The following is a 15,259-nucleotide window of genomic DNA, read 5'->3' on the forward strand; positions in this document are numbered from 1 at the left end:
CGGACGGGTTTGATGTGCCCGTCACCACCGCGCCGGATCCCCCGCGTCCAGCGCGAACACCGACCCGTCCGGCGCCGTCCCGTACACCTCGCCCCCCGTCGCGACAGGCGCGGGCAGCATGGACGCGAAGGTGTAACGCCCGTCGTCCATGCGCGGTTTCGTCTGGCCGACCAGCACACCGCGCAACGCGTCCACCGCCAGCAGCCGCCCGTCCCCGGCCGTCACATACACCGCGTGCGCATCCGCGGCCGGGCGTGAGAGATGGGTCACCGAGGTCTCGAGCCGCCACAGCTGCGCGGGCTTGGACCCGCCGGTGGCGAGGGCGAGCAGCGCGCCGCCCGAACCGCTGAGGTAGACGGTGCTACCCGCCACCGTCGCCTGCGCCTGGTCGAGAGGCGTGGGAAGTGCGATACGGCGGACGGTGCGCGCCCGGCCCGTGGTGTCGAGTCGTACGACGGCGTCCGTGAAGCCGTCGGCGTTGGCGGCGAGCAGATACAACGTTCCGCCCACTCGCTGTACCGGACTCAGCGACCCCTTCACCCGTTTCTGCCACAGCAGGTCGCCGCTGGCCGGGTCGACCGCGCTGACCAGCGTCGACGTACCGTCCGGCGAAGGCGTCGCGGCGAGTGCCGGCCCCTCGGCGCCGGCGGACGAGACCCACTGGGCGCCGCGTCCGCCCCGCTGCCGGGTCCAGCGTTCCTCGCCCGTCGCCGCGTCGAGGGCCCGTACCCGACCGCTCTCGGTCACCAGCAGCACCATGGAGCCGGCGTGCCGGACCGAGGAGTACGGGGAGATGTCGAGGCCCCAGCGCACTGTGCCCGACTCCGGGTCGAGCGCTTCCAGACGGTGTCCGCCGGGCGCGACCACGTGCAGCAGCCCTCCGGCGAGCACCGGCGTCATGCCTTCGTCGGTCTGTGCCGTGGTGCTGGCCGCCGGCGCGGACCAGAGGGTCTTGCCGTTGTCCGGGTTCAGCCGGGCCGCCTTGATCCCCGGGGCCGCGCAGTACAGCCCGGGACCTCCCACCGCGCAGACCGGTGTCCTGTTCTCCCCGTCACCGCCGCGCAGGGAGACGCTCCAGGGGCTGAAGCCCTGCTCGGCACGGGGCGCGCTGGGTGCGGAGCCAGTGCTGTCGTCGTCCGCCACGGCCCGTACGACGACGATCCCGGCCGTGACCAGCACGACGAGCGCCGCGCCTGCCGCCACCCACCGCAGCTTGCGGCTCAGCCTGAGCCGGGGGCGTGCGGTGAGCCTGCGGAGCACGTTCTCGCGGGGGTCCGGGGTCCGCTGCGCCGGTATGTATGCCTGGGTGTCGTACGAGGACGAGGGTGAGGAGCTGCGCAGCGCGACCATCAGCTCGTACGGCGTCGGCCGGTCCGCCGGGTCCTTCGCCAGGCAGCGCCGGAACAGCGGCACCAGGTCCTTCGGCACGCCCGCCAAGTCCGGTTCGTTGTGCACCACTTGGTACGCCACGATGTACGGGCTGTCCGAGTCGAAGGGGCCACGCCCGGTCGCCGCGTGCACCAGCACGGCGCCCATCGCGAACACATCGGCGGCGGGCCCGACTTCGCGCGGGCGCTGGAACTGCTCGGGTGCCATGAACGGCGGCGTACCGATCAGCTTGCCCGTCTCCGTACGCAGATCGCTGTCCGCGGGACGGGAGATGCCGAAGTCGATGACCTTGGGCCCGTCGGGCGCGAGAAGTACATTGCTCGGCTTGAGATCGCGGTGCACCACGCCGGCGCGGTGGATGTCGCGCAGCGCCTCGGCCAGTCCCGCGCCTGCCTTGCGCAGCTCGTCCGCGCCCAGCGGCCCGTTCCGCTTCACCCGCTCGGCGAGCGTCGGGCCCTCGATGAACAGCGTGGCCATCCAGGGCCGTTCGGCCTCCGGGTCGGCATCGACGACGGGTGCGGTGAAGGCGCCGCTGACCCTGCGGGCGGCCGCGACCTCCTGCCGGAAACGGGCCCTGAACTCGGGATCGGAGGCATGCTCGGCATGGATGACCTTGACCGCGAGGCGCAACCCCGATGCGGAGCTGGCCAGATGGACGACACCCATTCCGCCTGTGCCCAGGCATGACTCAAGGCGGTACTGCCCGGCATATTCCGGATGCTCCGCTTCCGGGAACCGCCCGGTGCTGCGCAGCGGTGGCATCTTCCACCCCCGTGGTTGTTCGTGCGCACGCGCGACGCACGGAGCCTAGTCGATGATGCGTGCGATGCAGGTGTGGCTTGCTAGCCTGCGCGGCGTACGGAAGAACGTACGGATCAAGACACCCTAACGGAATCAAGTCACAGTGGCGGGGGAGAAGTTCCATGGCTGTTGAAGAAGTGCAGAGCGCGTCCGAGGGCCTCGGGGAGACCTTCGAGGAGACGGCCAAGCGCTATCCGGTCGCACCGGGAGTGGCGCTGAATGTCCGCAGCGGTCCCGGCACCAACTACCGGCTGATCAAGGTGCTCCCGATCGGTGCCCGGGTGCCGATCAACTGCCAGAAGCCGGGGGAGCGGGTCAGCGGCCCGTACGGCACCTCCAACCTCTGGGACAACATCGCCAACGGACAGTTCGTCGCGGACGCGTATGTGAACACCGGTAGCGACGGCTATGTGACCATCCGCTGCTCCTGAGGGGGCGGCGGTCTCGCCCGGGGATAATCGACCCCGTGAGCGAACAGAGTGAGCAGAGCGAGACGCGCGCCGGCGGCGGCCCGCAGCCCGAGCCCATCCGTTTCTTCGGCACGACCTGGGTCGGCCGTGACGGGGGCTACGGGCTGCGCCGCGCCGGCGTTGCCGCCGGCTCGCTCGCGGCCGCCGTCGCGGGCTGCCTCGTACTGCGCTTCGCCTACCAGGGCCTGGCGGTGGCCGACGTCGGCGGCTTCGTCAACACGCTGGTCGTGGTCATGTTCGCGATCTGCAGCGCTGTCGCCTTCCGTAAGACCTGGGAGGGCTTCACCCGCCGCGGCGCCGGCCCGGTCAGCGAGGACTCGCTGCGCAGCCTCAAAATGATCGGCTTCGTCGGCCTGCTTCTCGCGTACTTCTTCCGCTCGCTGACCGAGGCGCCGGGCGAGAGGCTGCACCGTGAGGAGTACGAGACGGCCCGCGGGCAGTACGAGAAGCGCCGCGGCGCGCGCACCGGCAACCCCGCGGCCCGCAAGGCGAAGAGCGGTGGGCCGAAGGGCGGTGGGCCGTACGGTGGCGGAACGAAGGGCGGCGGGGCGAAGAGCGGCAAGTCCCGGCGTAAGTAGCAGCATTCCGGTGAGGATGGGGCGCATGACGGATCACGCGCTGCGTGCGCTCTCCTTCGAGGCGGCCGCCGCGCAGTACGACGCCGCGCGTCCCGGCTACCCGCCGGCCCTCTTCGACGCGGTCGAGGAGCTGACCGGCCGCCCGCTCAGCGGCTCGCGCGTCATAGACGTCGGCGCGGGCACCGGTATAGCCACCCGCCTGCTGCGCGAGCGCGGCGCGCAGGTCACCGCCGTGGAGCCGGGTGCTAAAATGGCCGCCCAACTGCGCGGCACCCTGCCGGACACACCGCTGGTGCGGGGCCTCGGTGACGCGCTGCCGCTGGCCGACGGCTGCGCCGACCTCGTCACCTATGCCCAGTCCTGGCACTGGACCGACCCGGCGCGCTCCGTCCCGGAGGCCCTGCGGGTGCTGCGGCCCGGCGGTGCGCTCGCCCTGTGGTGGAACGTCTCGGACCCCGCCGTGCCATGGATCGCCGCGCAGGACGAACGCCTCCGCCGCGAGCTGACGTACGGGGCGCACGGCGCCGGGGGTCGCGCTCGGCAGCTGCCGGACGGCCTGGAGTCCGCCGGACGCCGGGTGCACTGGACCCGGCGGGTTCCGCTCGACACCCACCTCGCGAACCTCGGCAGCCATTCGATCTTCCTGGTGCTCGGTGCGGAGGCCACGGCCGACTTCCTCGCCCGGGAGCGGGCCGAACTGCTCGCACTCTTCCCGGACGGCGTTGTGGAGGAGGCGTACGCCGTGGACCTGACTGTCACACTCCGCGCGCCCGTCACGACCACCTTCCAGGGCACAGAGCGGGACTGGGGCACAGCGCGGGAGAGGAGCCGAGGCATGGCCGAGCTGGCCGAATTCGAGAAGCAGCGCAGCCGTCTGTGGGGCATCGCCTATCGCATCACGGGGTCGGTGGCGGACGCCGACGACGCGGTGCAGGAGACGTGGCTGCGCTGGCAGGCGCTGCCGGACGGCGAGGCCGAGGACCCGAAGGCGTATCTGACGACCGTGGTCAGCCGCATCTGCTACGACCAGCTGGGATCGGCCCGGGCGCGCCGTGAGTCGTACGTCGGGCCGTGGCTGCCGGAGCCCGTGATCACCGACGGTGGCCCGGAGGACCGGGTCACGCTGGACGAGTCCGTGGGCGTCGCCCTGCTCACCGTGCTGGAACGGCTCACGCCCGCCGAGCGCACCGCCTTCATCCTGCACGACGTCTTCTCGGTGCCGTTCCCGGAGATCGCCGATGTGGTGGACCGTACGCCCGATGCCGTACGGCAGTTGGCCTCGCGCGCCCGCAGGCGCGTGCGGGCCGAGGCCCCGCGCCGCTCCGTGGACCGGGGCGAACACCGACGGACCGTCGAGGCGTTCCTGACGGCCGTCACGGGCGGGGACTTCGAGGGGCTCCTGGAGATCCTCGACCCCGAGGTGGTGTGGCGCTCGGACGGCGGCGGCAAGGTCACGGCGGCCAGGCTGCCGGTGCTCGGCAACGAGAAGGTCGCGCGTTTCACGCAGCGGCTCACCCGCGGGTTCGACCCGGCGGCGATGCTCGTGGCCGTACGGGACGTCAACGGCGCCCCGGGCGTGGTCATCGTCGACTCCGCGACCGCGCAGACCGTGGTGTTCGCGTTCACCGTGCACCAGGGGCGGATCACCGAGATCGACGCCATCCTCAACCCCGACAAACTGGCGCATCTCGATCTGGACAGCCTGCGATGACCATGTGACGGGCATCACGGTCACAGTTGGCCGCCGTGCGTCGTCCCCCTTGCATGACGACATCGACGAAGCAATGGCGGAAGCAACCGGCCGAGCGCGGGACACAGCGGGTCATCGTCCTCGGAGCGGGCTATGGAGGCCTGCTGGCCGCGCTGCGGCTGGCCCCGCACAGCCGGGTGACGCTCCTCGACCCCAGCGACCGTTTCACCGAGCGCGTCCGGCTGCATGAACTCGCGGCCGGGCGCCCGGATGTGACCCATCCGCTCGCCGACCTGCTGCGCGGCACCGTCGTGGAGCATCTGGCCGTGCGCGCCGGTTCGCTCGACCCGGACGCCCGCCGGGTCACGACCGACGACGGCCGGAGCCTTTCGTACGACCGGCTGGTGTACGCGCTCGGCAGCCGCACCGCCGAGACCGTGGGGGAGCGGGTCTACACCGCCGAGTCAGCCGAGGCCCTGCGCAAGCGGATGCAGGACGGGCCGGGCAGCCTGGCTGTCGTGGGCGGCGGCCTGACCGGCATCGAAATGGCCGCGGAACTGGCCGAGTCCTACCCCGAGTGGAACGTCCGACTGCTCTCGGCGGGTGAGGTGTCCGCCGGGCACTCGGTCCGCGGCCGGGCCCATGTACGTGGCGCTCTGCAGGCGCGCGGGGTCCGCATCGAGGAGGGCCTCGAGGTCACGGACGCCGAGGCGGTGGACGCGGACGCGGTCGTCTGGGCCGCCGCGATGGTCCCCAACACGGCGCTCGCCGCGGACGCGGGTCTGGCGCTGGACCCGCACACGGGCCGCATCGCGGTCGACGCGAGCCTGCGTTCGGTCTCGCACCCGGAGATCTACGCGGCGGGTGACGCGGCCGCCGCGCACTCACCGGCGGCGGGGGCGATGCGCATGGGCTGCGCCGCCGCACTGCCGACCGGCTCCCACACGGCGACGGCGATCATCGCCGAGCTGCGCGGCCGGGAGCCGAAGCCGCTGCGTTTCGGCTATCTGATCCAGTGCGTGAGCCTGGGCCGGCACGACGGACTGATCCAGTTCGTCCGCCCGGACGACTCCCCCCGTGAACGCCTCCTGACGGGCCGCGCGGCGGCCCGCACGAAGGAACAGGTGATCCGCTCGACCATCCGCTTCCTGCACCTGGCCCGCCGCTATCCGGGCGCGATCCCGCTGTTCCCGGGCGTGGGCTGAGGCCCCTCTGCGGGGGGGCGTCCACGGGTTCCTCGCGCGGGCGTCCGCGGGGTGGCCGACCGCGGGGTTGCCCCGCGTCGCGTGTGACAGGGCGCCGCCCCTCACCCCCGCCCGCGGGAGAACCGTCCCACCAGGCCCACCACGGCAACCACCATCGCGCCCCGCCACAGCCCGTCCCACACGCTGCCGAAGATCCCCTGCCTCGTGAGCGCCTGGTGCACCACCACATCCGCCGCCACCATCAACGCGCCCGGCACGGCCGCGACCCGCCATGGGTGGGCCGCGGCCCAGCGCCGTATCCGGCGGTCGGAGCCGCTTCCCGCGCCCGGCCTGTCGCCGAGCACCGCGCCCGCCCCGCCGACCATGAAGAACAGCATCAGCGCGACCGACAGAGCCCCCGCGAGCACGCCGAGTCCGAGTCCGATGCCGTCGCCGATCGTCCCCAGCGCGAGCGCGACACCTCCGCCAAGACCGCCGACCGCCGCCGCGGCGCGCCACGGCCCGAGTGTTGCCGACGCGACGGCGAGCCGCCGCCGTTCGGCCTTCGAGATCTCACTGTTGTGACTCATATGTCCACAGTCCGCCGCCCTTCCCCCGGTACGCCATGGGGGATGCCCCTGACCCGCCCCCCATCTCTTGACGCCGCACCGCCCCCAGCCGCATTATTCATCGCATGATGAATTCTTCTGGGATTGCCGTCCTGGCCCGCGGCCTCACCGTCGTACGAGGAGACCGCACCGTCATCCGCGGCATCGACTTCACCGTCCCGCCCGGCCGTATCACCGGCCTCCTCGGCCCCTCCGGCTGCGGCAAATCCACCCTGATGCGCGCGATCGTCGGCACACAGGCCCAGGTCACCGGAACACTCGAGGTCCTCGGCAAACCGGCGGGCGACCGCGCACTCCGCTCCCGTATCGGCTACGTCACCCAGGCCCCGTCCGTCTACGACGACCTGACGGTGCGCCAGAACCTCGACTACTTCGCCGCCGTCCTGCTGCCCGGCCGCCACCACCGCGACGCCCGCCGCGAACACGTCACCCGCGCCATCACCGACGTCGACCTCGCCGCGCACGCCGACGACCTCGCCGGCCGCCTCTCCGGAGGGCAGCGCAGCCGCGTCTCTCTCGCCGTCGCCCTGCTCGGCACACCCGAACTGCTCGTACTCGACGAACCGACCGTCGGCCTCGACCCCGTTCTGCGCCGCGACCTGTGGGATCTCTTCCACCGCATCGCCGACGAACGCGGCACGACGATCCTCGTCTCCTCGCACGTCATGGACGAGGCCGAACGCTGCCACCGCCTGCTCCTGATGCGGGCGGGCGAGATCCTCGCCGAGGACAGCCCGGACGATCTGCGCTTCCGCACCCGCTCGGAAACGGTCGAAGCCGCCTTCCTCCACCTCGTCGACGAGGCCAACGCCCGGCACGCGACGGCCGCCGCCGAGCCCAAGCCCCTTCAGGAGAACGCCCGATGAGCACCTCACGCACCCTCGCCACCGCCGCCCGTGTCCTGCGCCAGCTGCGCCACGACCCGCGCTCCATCGCCCTGATGGTCCTCGTGCCGTGCCTGATGCTCTTCCTGCTGCGGTACGTGTTCGACGGCAGCCCCCGGACCTTCGACTCCATCGGTGCCTCGCTGCTCGGCATCTTCCCGCTGATCACGATGTTCCTGGTGGCGTCCATCGCGACCCTGCGCGAACGCACCTCAGGCACCCTGGAGCGCCTCCTCGCGATGCCCCTGGGCAAGGGCGATCTCATTGCCGGCTACGCCCTGGCCTTCGGCATCGTCGCCGTCGTCCAGTCCCTCCTCGCCACCGGCCTCGCGCTCTGGGCCCTGGGCCTCGACGTCATCGGCTCGCCCTGGCTGCTGCTGCTCGTCGCACTCCTCGACGCCCTGCTCGGCACGGCACTCGGCCTGTTCGTCTCTGCCTTCGCCGCCTCCGAGTTCCAGGCCGTCCAGTTCATGCCGGCCGTGATCTTCCCGCAGCTGCTGCTCTGCGGTCTGTTCACCGCGCGCGAGCAGATGCAGCCCGTCCTGGAGGCGATCTCGAACGTCCTGCCCATGTCGTACGCCGTCGACGCCATGACCCAGGTCCTGCGCCACGCGGACGCCACCGGCGACTTCCTGCGGGACGTGCTGATCGTCGGCGCCTGCGCGGTACTCGTCCTGGCCCTCGGCGCGGCGACCCTGCGCCGCCGCACGGCCTGACGCTCCTACTCCAGCGTGACGGTGTCGCCGACATTCAGCCGGTCGTAGACCCACCCGGCGTCGGCGGCCGGCACCCGCAGCACGCTCCGGTTCATGGGGCTTCCCGAGGCGTCGTCCGCGAACAGATACAGCACCTCACCGCTCGGCAGCGAGAGCTCCACCACCCAACTCGCCTCAAGGTTGTACGAGTTGTCCGGTGGGTCCGACAGCAACGCGGGGATCTTCCGCCTCGGGTCCTTGTACCTGACCTTCGCGCTGCCCGCGGTCACGTCGTCCCTCATCGTCAGACGGAAGGAACGGGCCTTCTCACCGGCCGGCTCGAACGTCAGCACCTTCGTGCGGATGTCGACGCGCGCACGGGTGGACGCAGGCGCGGGAGCCGACAGCGACGGGTTCGGCGGATCGGTCGCCACCGGCCGCCGGACCTCCTTGTTAGCGTCCATCAACCACGGCACACCGACCACGGCACCCGCGCCCAGCACCACGACCGCGGCCGTCGCCGCCACCACCCGCCTGCGCCGCCCACGCGCCTCACCGCGCCGCCGGATCTGCCCGCCCGACAGCGTCGGCGGCGCCGCCGCGTCGGCGGCCAGCACCCGCAGCGCGGAATCCAGCCCGTCCGGCTCGTGCTCAGACACGGCTACCCTCCCTCTCGTCAGCGGGCTCCCCGGGGGACAACAGCTTGGCGAGAGCGGCACGCCCACGCGACAGCCTGGCCTTGATGGTCCCTGTCGGGGACCCCGTCTCCGCCGCGATCTGCTCGACGCTCAGATCGCACAGATGATGCAGCACCACCGCGTGCCGCTGTGCCTCCGGCAGCTGCCGCAACGCCTGCACAAGCATCGTGTGTTCCGGACCGGGGCCCGGCACCCGGTCCGCAGGCGCCTGGTGGCGCACCAGCTCCACCCACCGCTTCGCCCGCCGCCAGCGGCTCACCGCGAGCCGCATCGCCACCGTACGGATCCACGCCTCCGGAGCCGCCTCCGCCAGGAAGGAGACACGGCGGTCCCAGGCCCGTACGAACGCCTCCTGAACCACGTCCTGAGCCTCGCCGTGATCGCCCGTCAACGCGTACAACTGCCCCACCAACCGCGGGAACGAGGTCGCGTAGAAGGCATCGAACTCCTCCTCCGTCACGAGCGGTAGGACAGCGCACGCGCCCCGCCGGTTCCCCGGAAACTCTCCCCGTCACCGCTGCAACCTTTCCCCTCCTCCCGTGCGTACAGAAGCCGGACCAGCACAGCTGAACATCAGCTGACCCAGGGGGAGGAACCATGCGAGGACACATCGGCGCGGCCGCACTCGGCCTGATCTGCGCACTGACGCTCACCGGCTGCTCGGACGCGGGCCTGACACCCGACGCCGCCGCAGCGCCCAGGCAACCAGTCGCCGGCAGCCCGGCCTTTCCCGCAACACCCCGGCCCACGACCACCCCGCCTTCAGCCGCCACCCTCGGCCACCTGTCCGACGCCTCCATCAACATCACCGACGGCGGGCACGTCGGCGTCGGCATGCCGATCTCCGTGACCTTCAAGCGCCCGATACCCACGTCCGAGCGCGCCGACGTGGAACGCCTGCTGAAAGTCACCGCCGACCCCGGCGTCACCGGGTCCTGGGCCTGGATCAAGGACCGCAACCTCCACGACGGCCAGCGCGTCGACTTCCGCCCTCGCACCTACTGGAAGCCGGGCACCAAAGTCAGCGTCACGGCAGGCCCCTCCATCCGCTCCTTCACCGTCGCCCGCTCCCTCGTCGCAACGGTCGACGTCCGCACCCACAAGATGACCGTGGTCACGGACGACGCGGCCCCGCAGACCATCCCGATCACCGCGGGCCGCCCCGGCCTGGACACCTGGAACGGCACGATGGTGGTCTCCGACAAGCAGCGCCGCGTTTATATGGACTCCCGGACCGTCAACATCGCCGACGCCTACCAGGGCTGGTACAGCTACGCGGTCCACCTCACCACCTCCGGCACCTGCCTCCACGAGAACGACAGGGCCAACACCTACGCCGGGAGCGACAACGTCACCCACGGCTGCATCGGTCTCGCCTCCGACGGCACGGCCCGCCGCTTCTACGAGCAGATCATCCCGGGCGACGTCATCCGCGTGATCAACTCCAAGGACCGGGTGGCCCCCGGCAACGGCTACGGCGACTGGAACCTCTCCTGGTCCGAATGGCGCTCCGGCAGCGCCCTCTAGACCCGGCAGGCGGGCTCGGCGGATCGTGGCGGATCGATCCTGGTCCCACCGCGCCCGCCGGGCACCACGGGGAACGGCGGGTCCCGTCAGGTCCCGTGTGCCCCGCCGACCCCGGCGTCCGTGGTGCGGGCCGACGCTCACCCGTACCGCCCCTCGGACGCCCCGGCACCGCCGCGCCCCCGGTGCGAGGATGACGGCACGTACCCCCACCGGCGAGGTGAACAGAGCCATGACCCAGACAGTCGCAGTCCTCGGCACGGGCAAGATCGGCGAGGCCCTTCTCAGCGGCATGATCCGCGCCGGTTGGCGCCCCGCCGACCTGCTGGTCACCACCCGCCGCACCGATCGCGCCGAAGAGCTCCGCACCCGCTACGGCGTCGAGCCCGTCCCCAACGCCGAGGCCGCCAAGCGGGCCGACACCCTCATCCTGGCCGTCAAGCCCCAGGACATGGGCAAACTCCTCGACGAACTCGCCCCGCACCTCACCGCTGACCGCCTCGTCATCAGCGCCGCGGCCGGTATCCCCACCTCCTTCATCGAAGAGCGCCTCGCCGCGGGCACCCCCGTCGTCCGCGTCATGCCCAACACCCCCGTACTCGTCGACGAGGGCATGTCCGTGATCTCGGCCGGCAGCCATGCGACCGCCGATCACCTCGCCCACGCCGAGGAGATCTTCGGCGGCGTCGGCAAGACCCTCCGCGTCCCCGAGTCCCAGCAGGACGCGGCCACCGCCCTGTCCGGCTCGGGGCCGGCGTACTTCTACTTTCTCGTCGAGGCCATGACCGACGCGGGCATCCTCCTCGGCCTCCCGCGCGCCCAGGCCCACGACCTCATCGTGCAGGCCGCCATCGGAGCTGCCGTCATGCTCCGCGACAGCGGCGAGCACCCCGTAAAGCTCCGTGAAGCAGTCACCTCCCCCGCCGGCACCACCATCAGCGCCATCCGCGAACTCGAGAACCACGGTGTACGCGCCGCCCTGATCGCCGCCCTCGAAGCGGCCCGCGACCGCAGCCGCGAACTCGCCTCCGGCAACGGCTGACTCCTGTCACCCCACCGCCGAGACGCCACAGCGGTGGGGCGCGCCGTCCTGCGTTACCCGGGCAGCAGCCCGATCGCCCGATAGGCGGCATCCACCCTCGGCCTGGCCATCCCCCTGGCCCGCTCGGCCCCCTTCTTCAGCACCTCGTCGACATATCCCTGATCCGCCGCCAGCTCGGCGTGCCGCTCCCTGACCGGCCGCAGCAGCTCAACCACCGCCTCGGCGGTGTCCCTCTTCAAGGCCCCGTACGACTCGTATACACCGGCCAGCTCGATCGGGTTCCCACCCTCACAAGCCGCCAGCACTTCGAGCAGATTCGCGATCCCGGGCCTGCCCTCCCGGTCGTACTCGACCTCACGCCCGCTGTCCGTGACCGCCCGCATGATCTTCTTGCGCACCACGTCCGCGTCATCGAGCAGATAGACGATCCCGGCCCCGGCCGCGTGCGACTTCCCCATCTTCGACGTCGGGTCCTGCAGATCCATGACCCGAGCCGCCACCGGCGGATGCGTTGCCTTCGGCACGGTGAAGACGTGCCCGTACCGCTGGTTGAACCGCACCGCCAGATCCCGGGTCAGCTCCACATGCTGGGTCTGGTCGTCCCCCACAGGAACCTCATCAGTCCCGTAGGCCAGGATGTCCGCGGCCATCAGCACCGGGTACGTCAGCAGCGACAGCCGCACACTCTGCCCGACCGCCCGCGCCTGCGCGCTCTTCTCCTTGTACTGGATCATGCGGCGCAGCTCGCCGTCCGTCGCCGTGCACTCCAGCAGATACGAAAGCCGCGCGTGCTCGTCCACATGACTCTGCACGAATACGGTGCACAGCTCCGGATCCAGCCCCGCCGCCAGCATCAGCGTGGCGGCCTGCCGGCTGAGTCTGCGCACCCGCGCCGGATCGTGCTCCACGGTCAGCGCATGCAGATCGACCACGCTGAACAGCGCATCCGCCTGATGCTGGTCGACCTCGACCCACCGGCGAAGCGCCCCGAGGTAGTTGCCCAGCGTCAGATGCCCCGTGGGCTTGATCCCGCTGAAGATCCGCGTCATCCCGCTCTCCGTCTCCTGATCGGAGCCGCCGCGTCCAGCGACCGGACTCCCGGAGGGAGAAACGAGAACGGCCGCCGAAGCGGCGGCCGTTGAGTGCATGCGTAGGTGCCGGCCGCCGTCAGGCGGCCCACCACTGAAGGAGGCACGTACGCGATGTCATGCCTACGAGACTACGGGAGTCGGCACCAGGTTGACAGCGGATACCGGCAACCGTAGTGTTCTCCGAGTTGTCCGACGTGAGCACCGACTTCGGCCGGTCCCCGGACAGCCATTCCGCAAGACCCACTACAGGCGAGTGACACTCTGTCGCTCAGCTTTCTGTGCGCTTTTGTGAAATGAGGAATCCGCGTTCGCAGGAGCGCAACCCCGATTAGCATCGGGGGTAAGGATTCCGCTAAAGTCTCACTCGCCGGAACGGCTCAACGGCCGGAAAGGCAACCCGAGTTCGACCGGGAATCAGGCCCGAAAGGATCTGATAGAGTCGGAACCGCCGGAAAGCCGAAAGGCCGGAAAGCGAGCCCCTTCCGACGGGGAATCGGACACGAAAGAGTCTGATAGAGTCGGAAACGCAAGACCGAAGGGAAGCGCCCGGAGGAAAGCCTGCGAGGGTGAGTACGAAGGAAGCGTCCGTTCCTTGAGAACTCAACAGCGTGCCAAAAGTCAACGCCAGATATGTTGATACCCCGGCCTGTTTCGGCAGGTTCGAGGTTCCTTTGAAAGTCCTACCGGCCTGTGTGGCGGGTAGGCATTGACACAGCGAGGACGCTGTGAACGGCCGGTCTTATTCCGACTGGTTGTTCCGCTCTTGTGGTGTTCATCCCGATGACGGGAAAACATTCATGGAGAGTTTGATCCTGGCTCAGGACGAACGCTGGCGGCGTGCTTAACACATGCAAGTCGAACGATGAAGCCCTTCGGGGTGGATTAGTGGCGAACGGGTGAGTAACACGTGGGCAATCTGCCCTTCACTCTGGGACAAGCCCTGGAAACGGGGTCTAATACCGGATACCACCTTCCGAGGCATCTCGGGGGGTTGAAAGCTCCGGCGGTGAAGGATGAGCCCGCGGCCTATCAGCTTGTTGGTGGGGTGATGGCCTACCAAGGCGACGACGGGTAGCCGGCCTGAGAGGGCGACCGGCCACACTGGGACTGAGACACGGCCCAGACTCCTACGGGAGGCAGCAGTGGGGAATATTGCACAATGGGCGAAAGCCTGATGCAGCGACGCCGCGTGAGGGATGACGGCCTTCGGGTTGTAAACCTCTTTCAGCAGGGAAGAAGCGAAAGTGACGGTACCTGCAGAAGAAGCGCCGGCTAACTACGTGCCAGCAGCCGCGGTAATACGTAGGGCGCAAGCGTTGTCCGGAATTATTGGGCGTAAAGAGCTCGTAGGCGGCTTGTCACGTCGGTTGTGAAAGCCCGGGGCTTAACCCCGGGTCTGCAGTCGATACGGGCTAGCTAGAGTGTGGTAGGGGAGATCGGAATTCCTGGTGTAGCGGTGAAATGCGCAGATATCAGGAGGAACACCGGTGGCGAAGGCGGATCTCTGGGCCATTACTGACGCTGAGGAGCGAAAGCGTGGGGAGCGAACAGGATTAGATACCCTGGTAGTCCACGCCGTAAACGTTGGGAACTAGGTGTTGGCGACATTCCACGTCGTCGGTGCCGCAGCTAACGCATTAAGTTCCCCGCCTGGGGAGTACGGCCGCAAGGCTAAAACTCAAAGGAATTGACGGGGGCCCGCACAAGCAGCGGAGCATGTGGCTTAATTCGACGCAACGCGAAGAACCTTACCAAGGCTTGACATATACCGGAAAGCATTAGAGATAGTGCCCCCCTTGTGGTCGGTATACAGGTGGTGCATGGCTGTCGTCAGCTCGTGTCGTGAGATGTTGGGTTAAGTCCCGCAACGAGCGCAACCCTTGTTCTGTGTTGCCAGCATGCCCTTCGGGGTGATGGGGACTCACAGGAGACTGCCGGGGTCAACTCGGAGGAAGGTGGGGACGACGTCAAGTCATCATGCCCCTTATGTCTTGGGCTGCACACGTGCTACAATGGCCGGTACAATGAGCTGCGATGCCGCGAGGCGGAGCGAATCTCAAAAAGCCGGTCTCAGTTCGGATTGGGGTCTGCAACTCGACCCCATGAAGTCGGAGTTGCTAGTAATCGCAGATCAGCATTGCTGCGGTGAATACGTTCCCGGGCCTTGTACACACCGCCCGTCACGTCACGAAAGTCGGTAACACCCGAAGCCGGTGGCCCAACCCCTTGTGGGAGGGAGCTGTCGAAGGTGGGACTGGCGATTGGGACGAAGTCGTAACAAGGTAGCCGTACCGGAAGGTGCGGCTGGATCACCTCCTTTCTAAGGAGCATCTAGATTCCGCAAGGAATCCAGAGCCACAACGCAGGCGAATGTCCTGCGGTGGTCAGCTCATGGGTGGAACGTTGACTATTCGGCACGGTTTCAGGGCTTCACTAGTACTGCTTCGGCGTGGAACGTGAGAGTCAGGGGATCGTGCCGGGCGCGCTGTTGGGTATCTGAGGGTACGGACTGCGGTCCCTGCCTTCGTGATGCCGGCCCCAGTGAACTCGCCCTGTAAGGGGGTGGGGTGGTGGGTGGCTGGTC

Annotated in this window: 13 protein-coding genes, 1 rRNA gene and 1 pseudogene; 10 read left to right on the plus strand and 5 right to left on the minus strand. The window is 69.4% G+C overall.

Annotated elements, in window-relative coordinates; genetic code table 11:
• Window positions 1–21: 21 nt before the first annotated feature.
• Window positions 22–2,151, minus strand: coding sequence for a PQQ-binding-like beta-propeller repeat protein (locus ACQEVG_RS22050; protein ID WP_432986609.1), 2,130 nt, complete (start codon window positions 2,149–2,151; stop codon window positions 22–24).
• 161 nt (window positions 2,152–2,312) lie between these two features.
• Between ACQEVG_RS22050 and ACQEVG_RS22055 the strand changes: the two genes are divergently transcribed.
• The 5 genes and pseudogenes from ACQEVG_RS22055 (at window position 2,313) to ACQEVG_RS22075 (ending at window position 6,133) form a co-directional block, all read left to right on the plus strand.
• On the plus strand, window positions 2,313–2,621 hold the full coding sequence (locus ACQEVG_RS22055) for a peptidase (protein ID WP_432986611.1): 309 nt from the start codon (window positions 2,313–2,315) through the stop codon (window positions 2,619–2,621).
• A 35-nt stretch (window positions 2,622–2,656) separates the two neighbouring features.
• On the plus strand, window positions 2,657–3,238 hold the full coding sequence (locus ACQEVG_RS22060) for a hypothetical protein (protein ID WP_432986613.1): 582 nt from the start codon (window positions 2,657–2,659) through the stop codon (window positions 3,236–3,238).
• A gap of 16 nt (window positions 3,239–3,254) precedes the next feature.
• A pseudogene (locus ACQEVG_RS22065) lies at window positions 3,255–4,004 on the plus strand (class I SAM-dependent methyltransferase); the annotation flags it as partial.
• Window positions 4,005–4,073: 69 nt separating this feature from the next.
• Window positions 4,074–4,949 carry an RNA polymerase sigma factor SigJ gene (gene sigJ, locus ACQEVG_RS22070; protein ID WP_432992798.1) on the plus strand — a complete coding sequence of 292 codons (876 nt, stop codon included), beginning with the start codon at window positions 4,074–4,076 and terminating at the stop codon, window positions 4,947–4,949.
• A gap of 53 nt (window positions 4,950–5,002) precedes the next feature.
• Window positions 5,003–6,133 carry an NAD(P)/FAD-dependent oxidoreductase gene (locus ACQEVG_RS22075; protein WP_432986615.1) on the plus strand — a complete coding sequence of 377 codons (1,131 nt, stop codon included), beginning with the start codon at window positions 5,003–5,005 and terminating at the stop codon, window positions 6,131–6,133.
• Window positions 6,134–6,234: 101 nt separating this feature from the next.
• Here ACQEVG_RS22075 and ACQEVG_RS22080 read toward each other — a convergent pair whose 3' ends face one another.
• Window positions 6,235–6,702, minus strand: a complete 468-nt coding sequence (locus ACQEVG_RS22080; protein ID WP_432986617.1) for a hypothetical protein — start codon at window positions 6,700–6,702, stop codon at window positions 6,235–6,237.
• A 104-nt stretch (window positions 6,703–6,806) separates the two neighbouring features.
• On the opposite strand from ACQEVG_RS22080, the gene ACQEVG_RS22085 reads away from it, so the two are divergent.
• Window positions 6,807–7,607, plus strand: a complete 801-nt coding sequence (locus ACQEVG_RS22085) for an ABC transporter ATP-binding protein (protein ID WP_432986619.1) — start codon at window positions 6,807–6,809, stop codon at window positions 7,605–7,607.
• Window positions 7,604–8,341 carry an ABC transporter permease gene (locus ACQEVG_RS22090; RefSeq protein ID WP_432986621.1) on the plus strand — a complete coding sequence of 246 codons (738 nt, stop codon included), beginning with the start codon at window positions 7,604–7,606 and terminating at the stop codon, window positions 8,339–8,341. Before ACQEVG_RS22085 ends, ACQEVG_RS22090 begins: the two co-directional genes overlap by 4 nt.
• A gap of 5 nt (window positions 8,342–8,346) precedes the next feature.
• Here ACQEVG_RS22090 and ACQEVG_RS22095 read toward each other — a convergent pair whose 3' ends face one another.
• Entirely contained in the window at window positions 8,347–8,979 is a 633-nt protein-coding gene (locus ACQEVG_RS22095; RefSeq protein WP_432986623.1) for a hypothetical protein, read from the minus strand.
• Window positions 8,972–9,478 carry a SigE family RNA polymerase sigma factor gene (locus tag ACQEVG_RS22100; RefSeq protein WP_404727690.1) on the minus strand — a complete coding sequence of 169 codons (507 nt, stop codon included), beginning with the start codon at window positions 9,476–9,478 and terminating at the stop codon, window positions 8,972–8,974. The genes ACQEVG_RS22095 and ACQEVG_RS22100 overlap by 8 nt, the downstream gene beginning before the upstream one ends.
• Window positions 9,479–9,615: 137 nt before the next feature.
• On the opposite strand from ACQEVG_RS22100, the gene ACQEVG_RS22105 reads away from it, so the two are divergent.
• Window positions 9,616–10,545: a L,D-transpeptidase gene (locus ACQEVG_RS22105; RefSeq protein ID WP_432986626.1), complete on the plus strand. Its 930-nt coding sequence runs from the start codon at window positions 9,616–9,618 to the stop codon at window positions 10,543–10,545.
• Between the two features lie 229 nt (window positions 10,546–10,774).
• Window positions 10,775–11,584, plus strand: a complete 810-nt coding sequence (gene proC / locus ACQEVG_RS22110; protein ID WP_432986628.1) for a pyrroline-5-carboxylate reductase — start codon at window positions 10,775–10,777, stop codon at window positions 11,582–11,584.
• Between the two features lie 53 nt (window positions 11,585–11,637).
• On the opposite strand, the gene trpS is transcribed toward proC, so the two are convergent.
• Entirely contained in the window at window positions 11,638–12,633 is a 996-nt protein-coding gene (trpS, locus tag ACQEVG_RS22115) for a tryptophan--tRNA ligase (protein ID WP_432986630.1), read from the minus strand.
• Between the two features lie 836 nt (window positions 12,634–13,469).
• Here trpS and ACQEVG_RS22120 point away from each other — a divergent pair.
• Window positions 13,470–14,995, plus strand: a 16S ribosomal RNA gene (locus ACQEVG_RS22120).
• The last annotated feature ends 264 nt before the right edge of the window (window positions 14,996–15,259 follow it).

The organism is Streptomyces sp. CA-135486, assembly GCF_050936555.1.
GTDB lineage: Bacteria > Actinomycetota > Actinomycetes > Streptomycetales > Streptomycetaceae > Streptomyces.

What these genes read in the sequence shown, in the direction of transcription:
- ACQEVG_RS22105 (WP_432986626.1), top strand. Translation starts at nt 9,616, where the DNA reads ATGCGAGGACACATCGGCGCGGCCGCACTCGGCCTGATCTGCGCACTG.
- sigJ (WP_432992798.1), top strand. Translation starts at nt 4,074, where the DNA reads ATGGCCGAGCTGGCCGAATTCGAGAAGCAGCGCAGCCGTCTGTGGGGC.
- ACQEVG_RS22080 (WP_432986617.1), bottom strand. Translation starts at nt 6,702, where the DNA reads ATGAGTCACAACAGTGAGATCTCGAAGGCCGAACGGCGGCGGCTCGCC.
- ACQEVG_RS22085 (WP_432986619.1), top strand. Translation starts at nt 6,807, where the DNA reads ATGATGAATTCTTCTGGGATTGCCGTCCTGGCCCGCGGCCTCACCGTC.
- trpS (WP_432986630.1), bottom strand. Translation starts at nt 12,633, where the DNA reads ATGACGCGGATCTTCAGCGGGATCAAGCCCACGGGGCATCTGACGCTG.
- ACQEVG_RS22090 (WP_432986621.1), top strand. Translation starts at nt 7,604, where the DNA reads ATGAGCACCTCACGCACCCTCGCCACCGCCGCCCGTGTCCTGCGCCAG.
- ACQEVG_RS22055 (WP_432986611.1), top strand. Translation starts at nt 2,313, where the DNA reads ATGGCTGTTGAAGAAGTGCAGAGCGCGTCCGAGGGCCTCGGGGAGACC.
- ACQEVG_RS22050 (WP_432986609.1), bottom strand. Translation starts at nt 2,151, where the DNA reads ATGCCACCGCTGCGCAGCACCGGGCGGTTCCCGGAAGCGGAGCATCCG.
- ACQEVG_RS22075 (WP_432986615.1), top strand. Translation starts at nt 5,003, where the DNA reads ATGACGACATCGACGAAGCAATGGCGGAAGCAACCGGCCGAGCGCGGG.
- proC (WP_432986628.1), top strand. Translation starts at nt 10,775, where the DNA reads ATGACCCAGACAGTCGCAGTCCTCGGCACGGGCAAGATCGGCGAGGCC.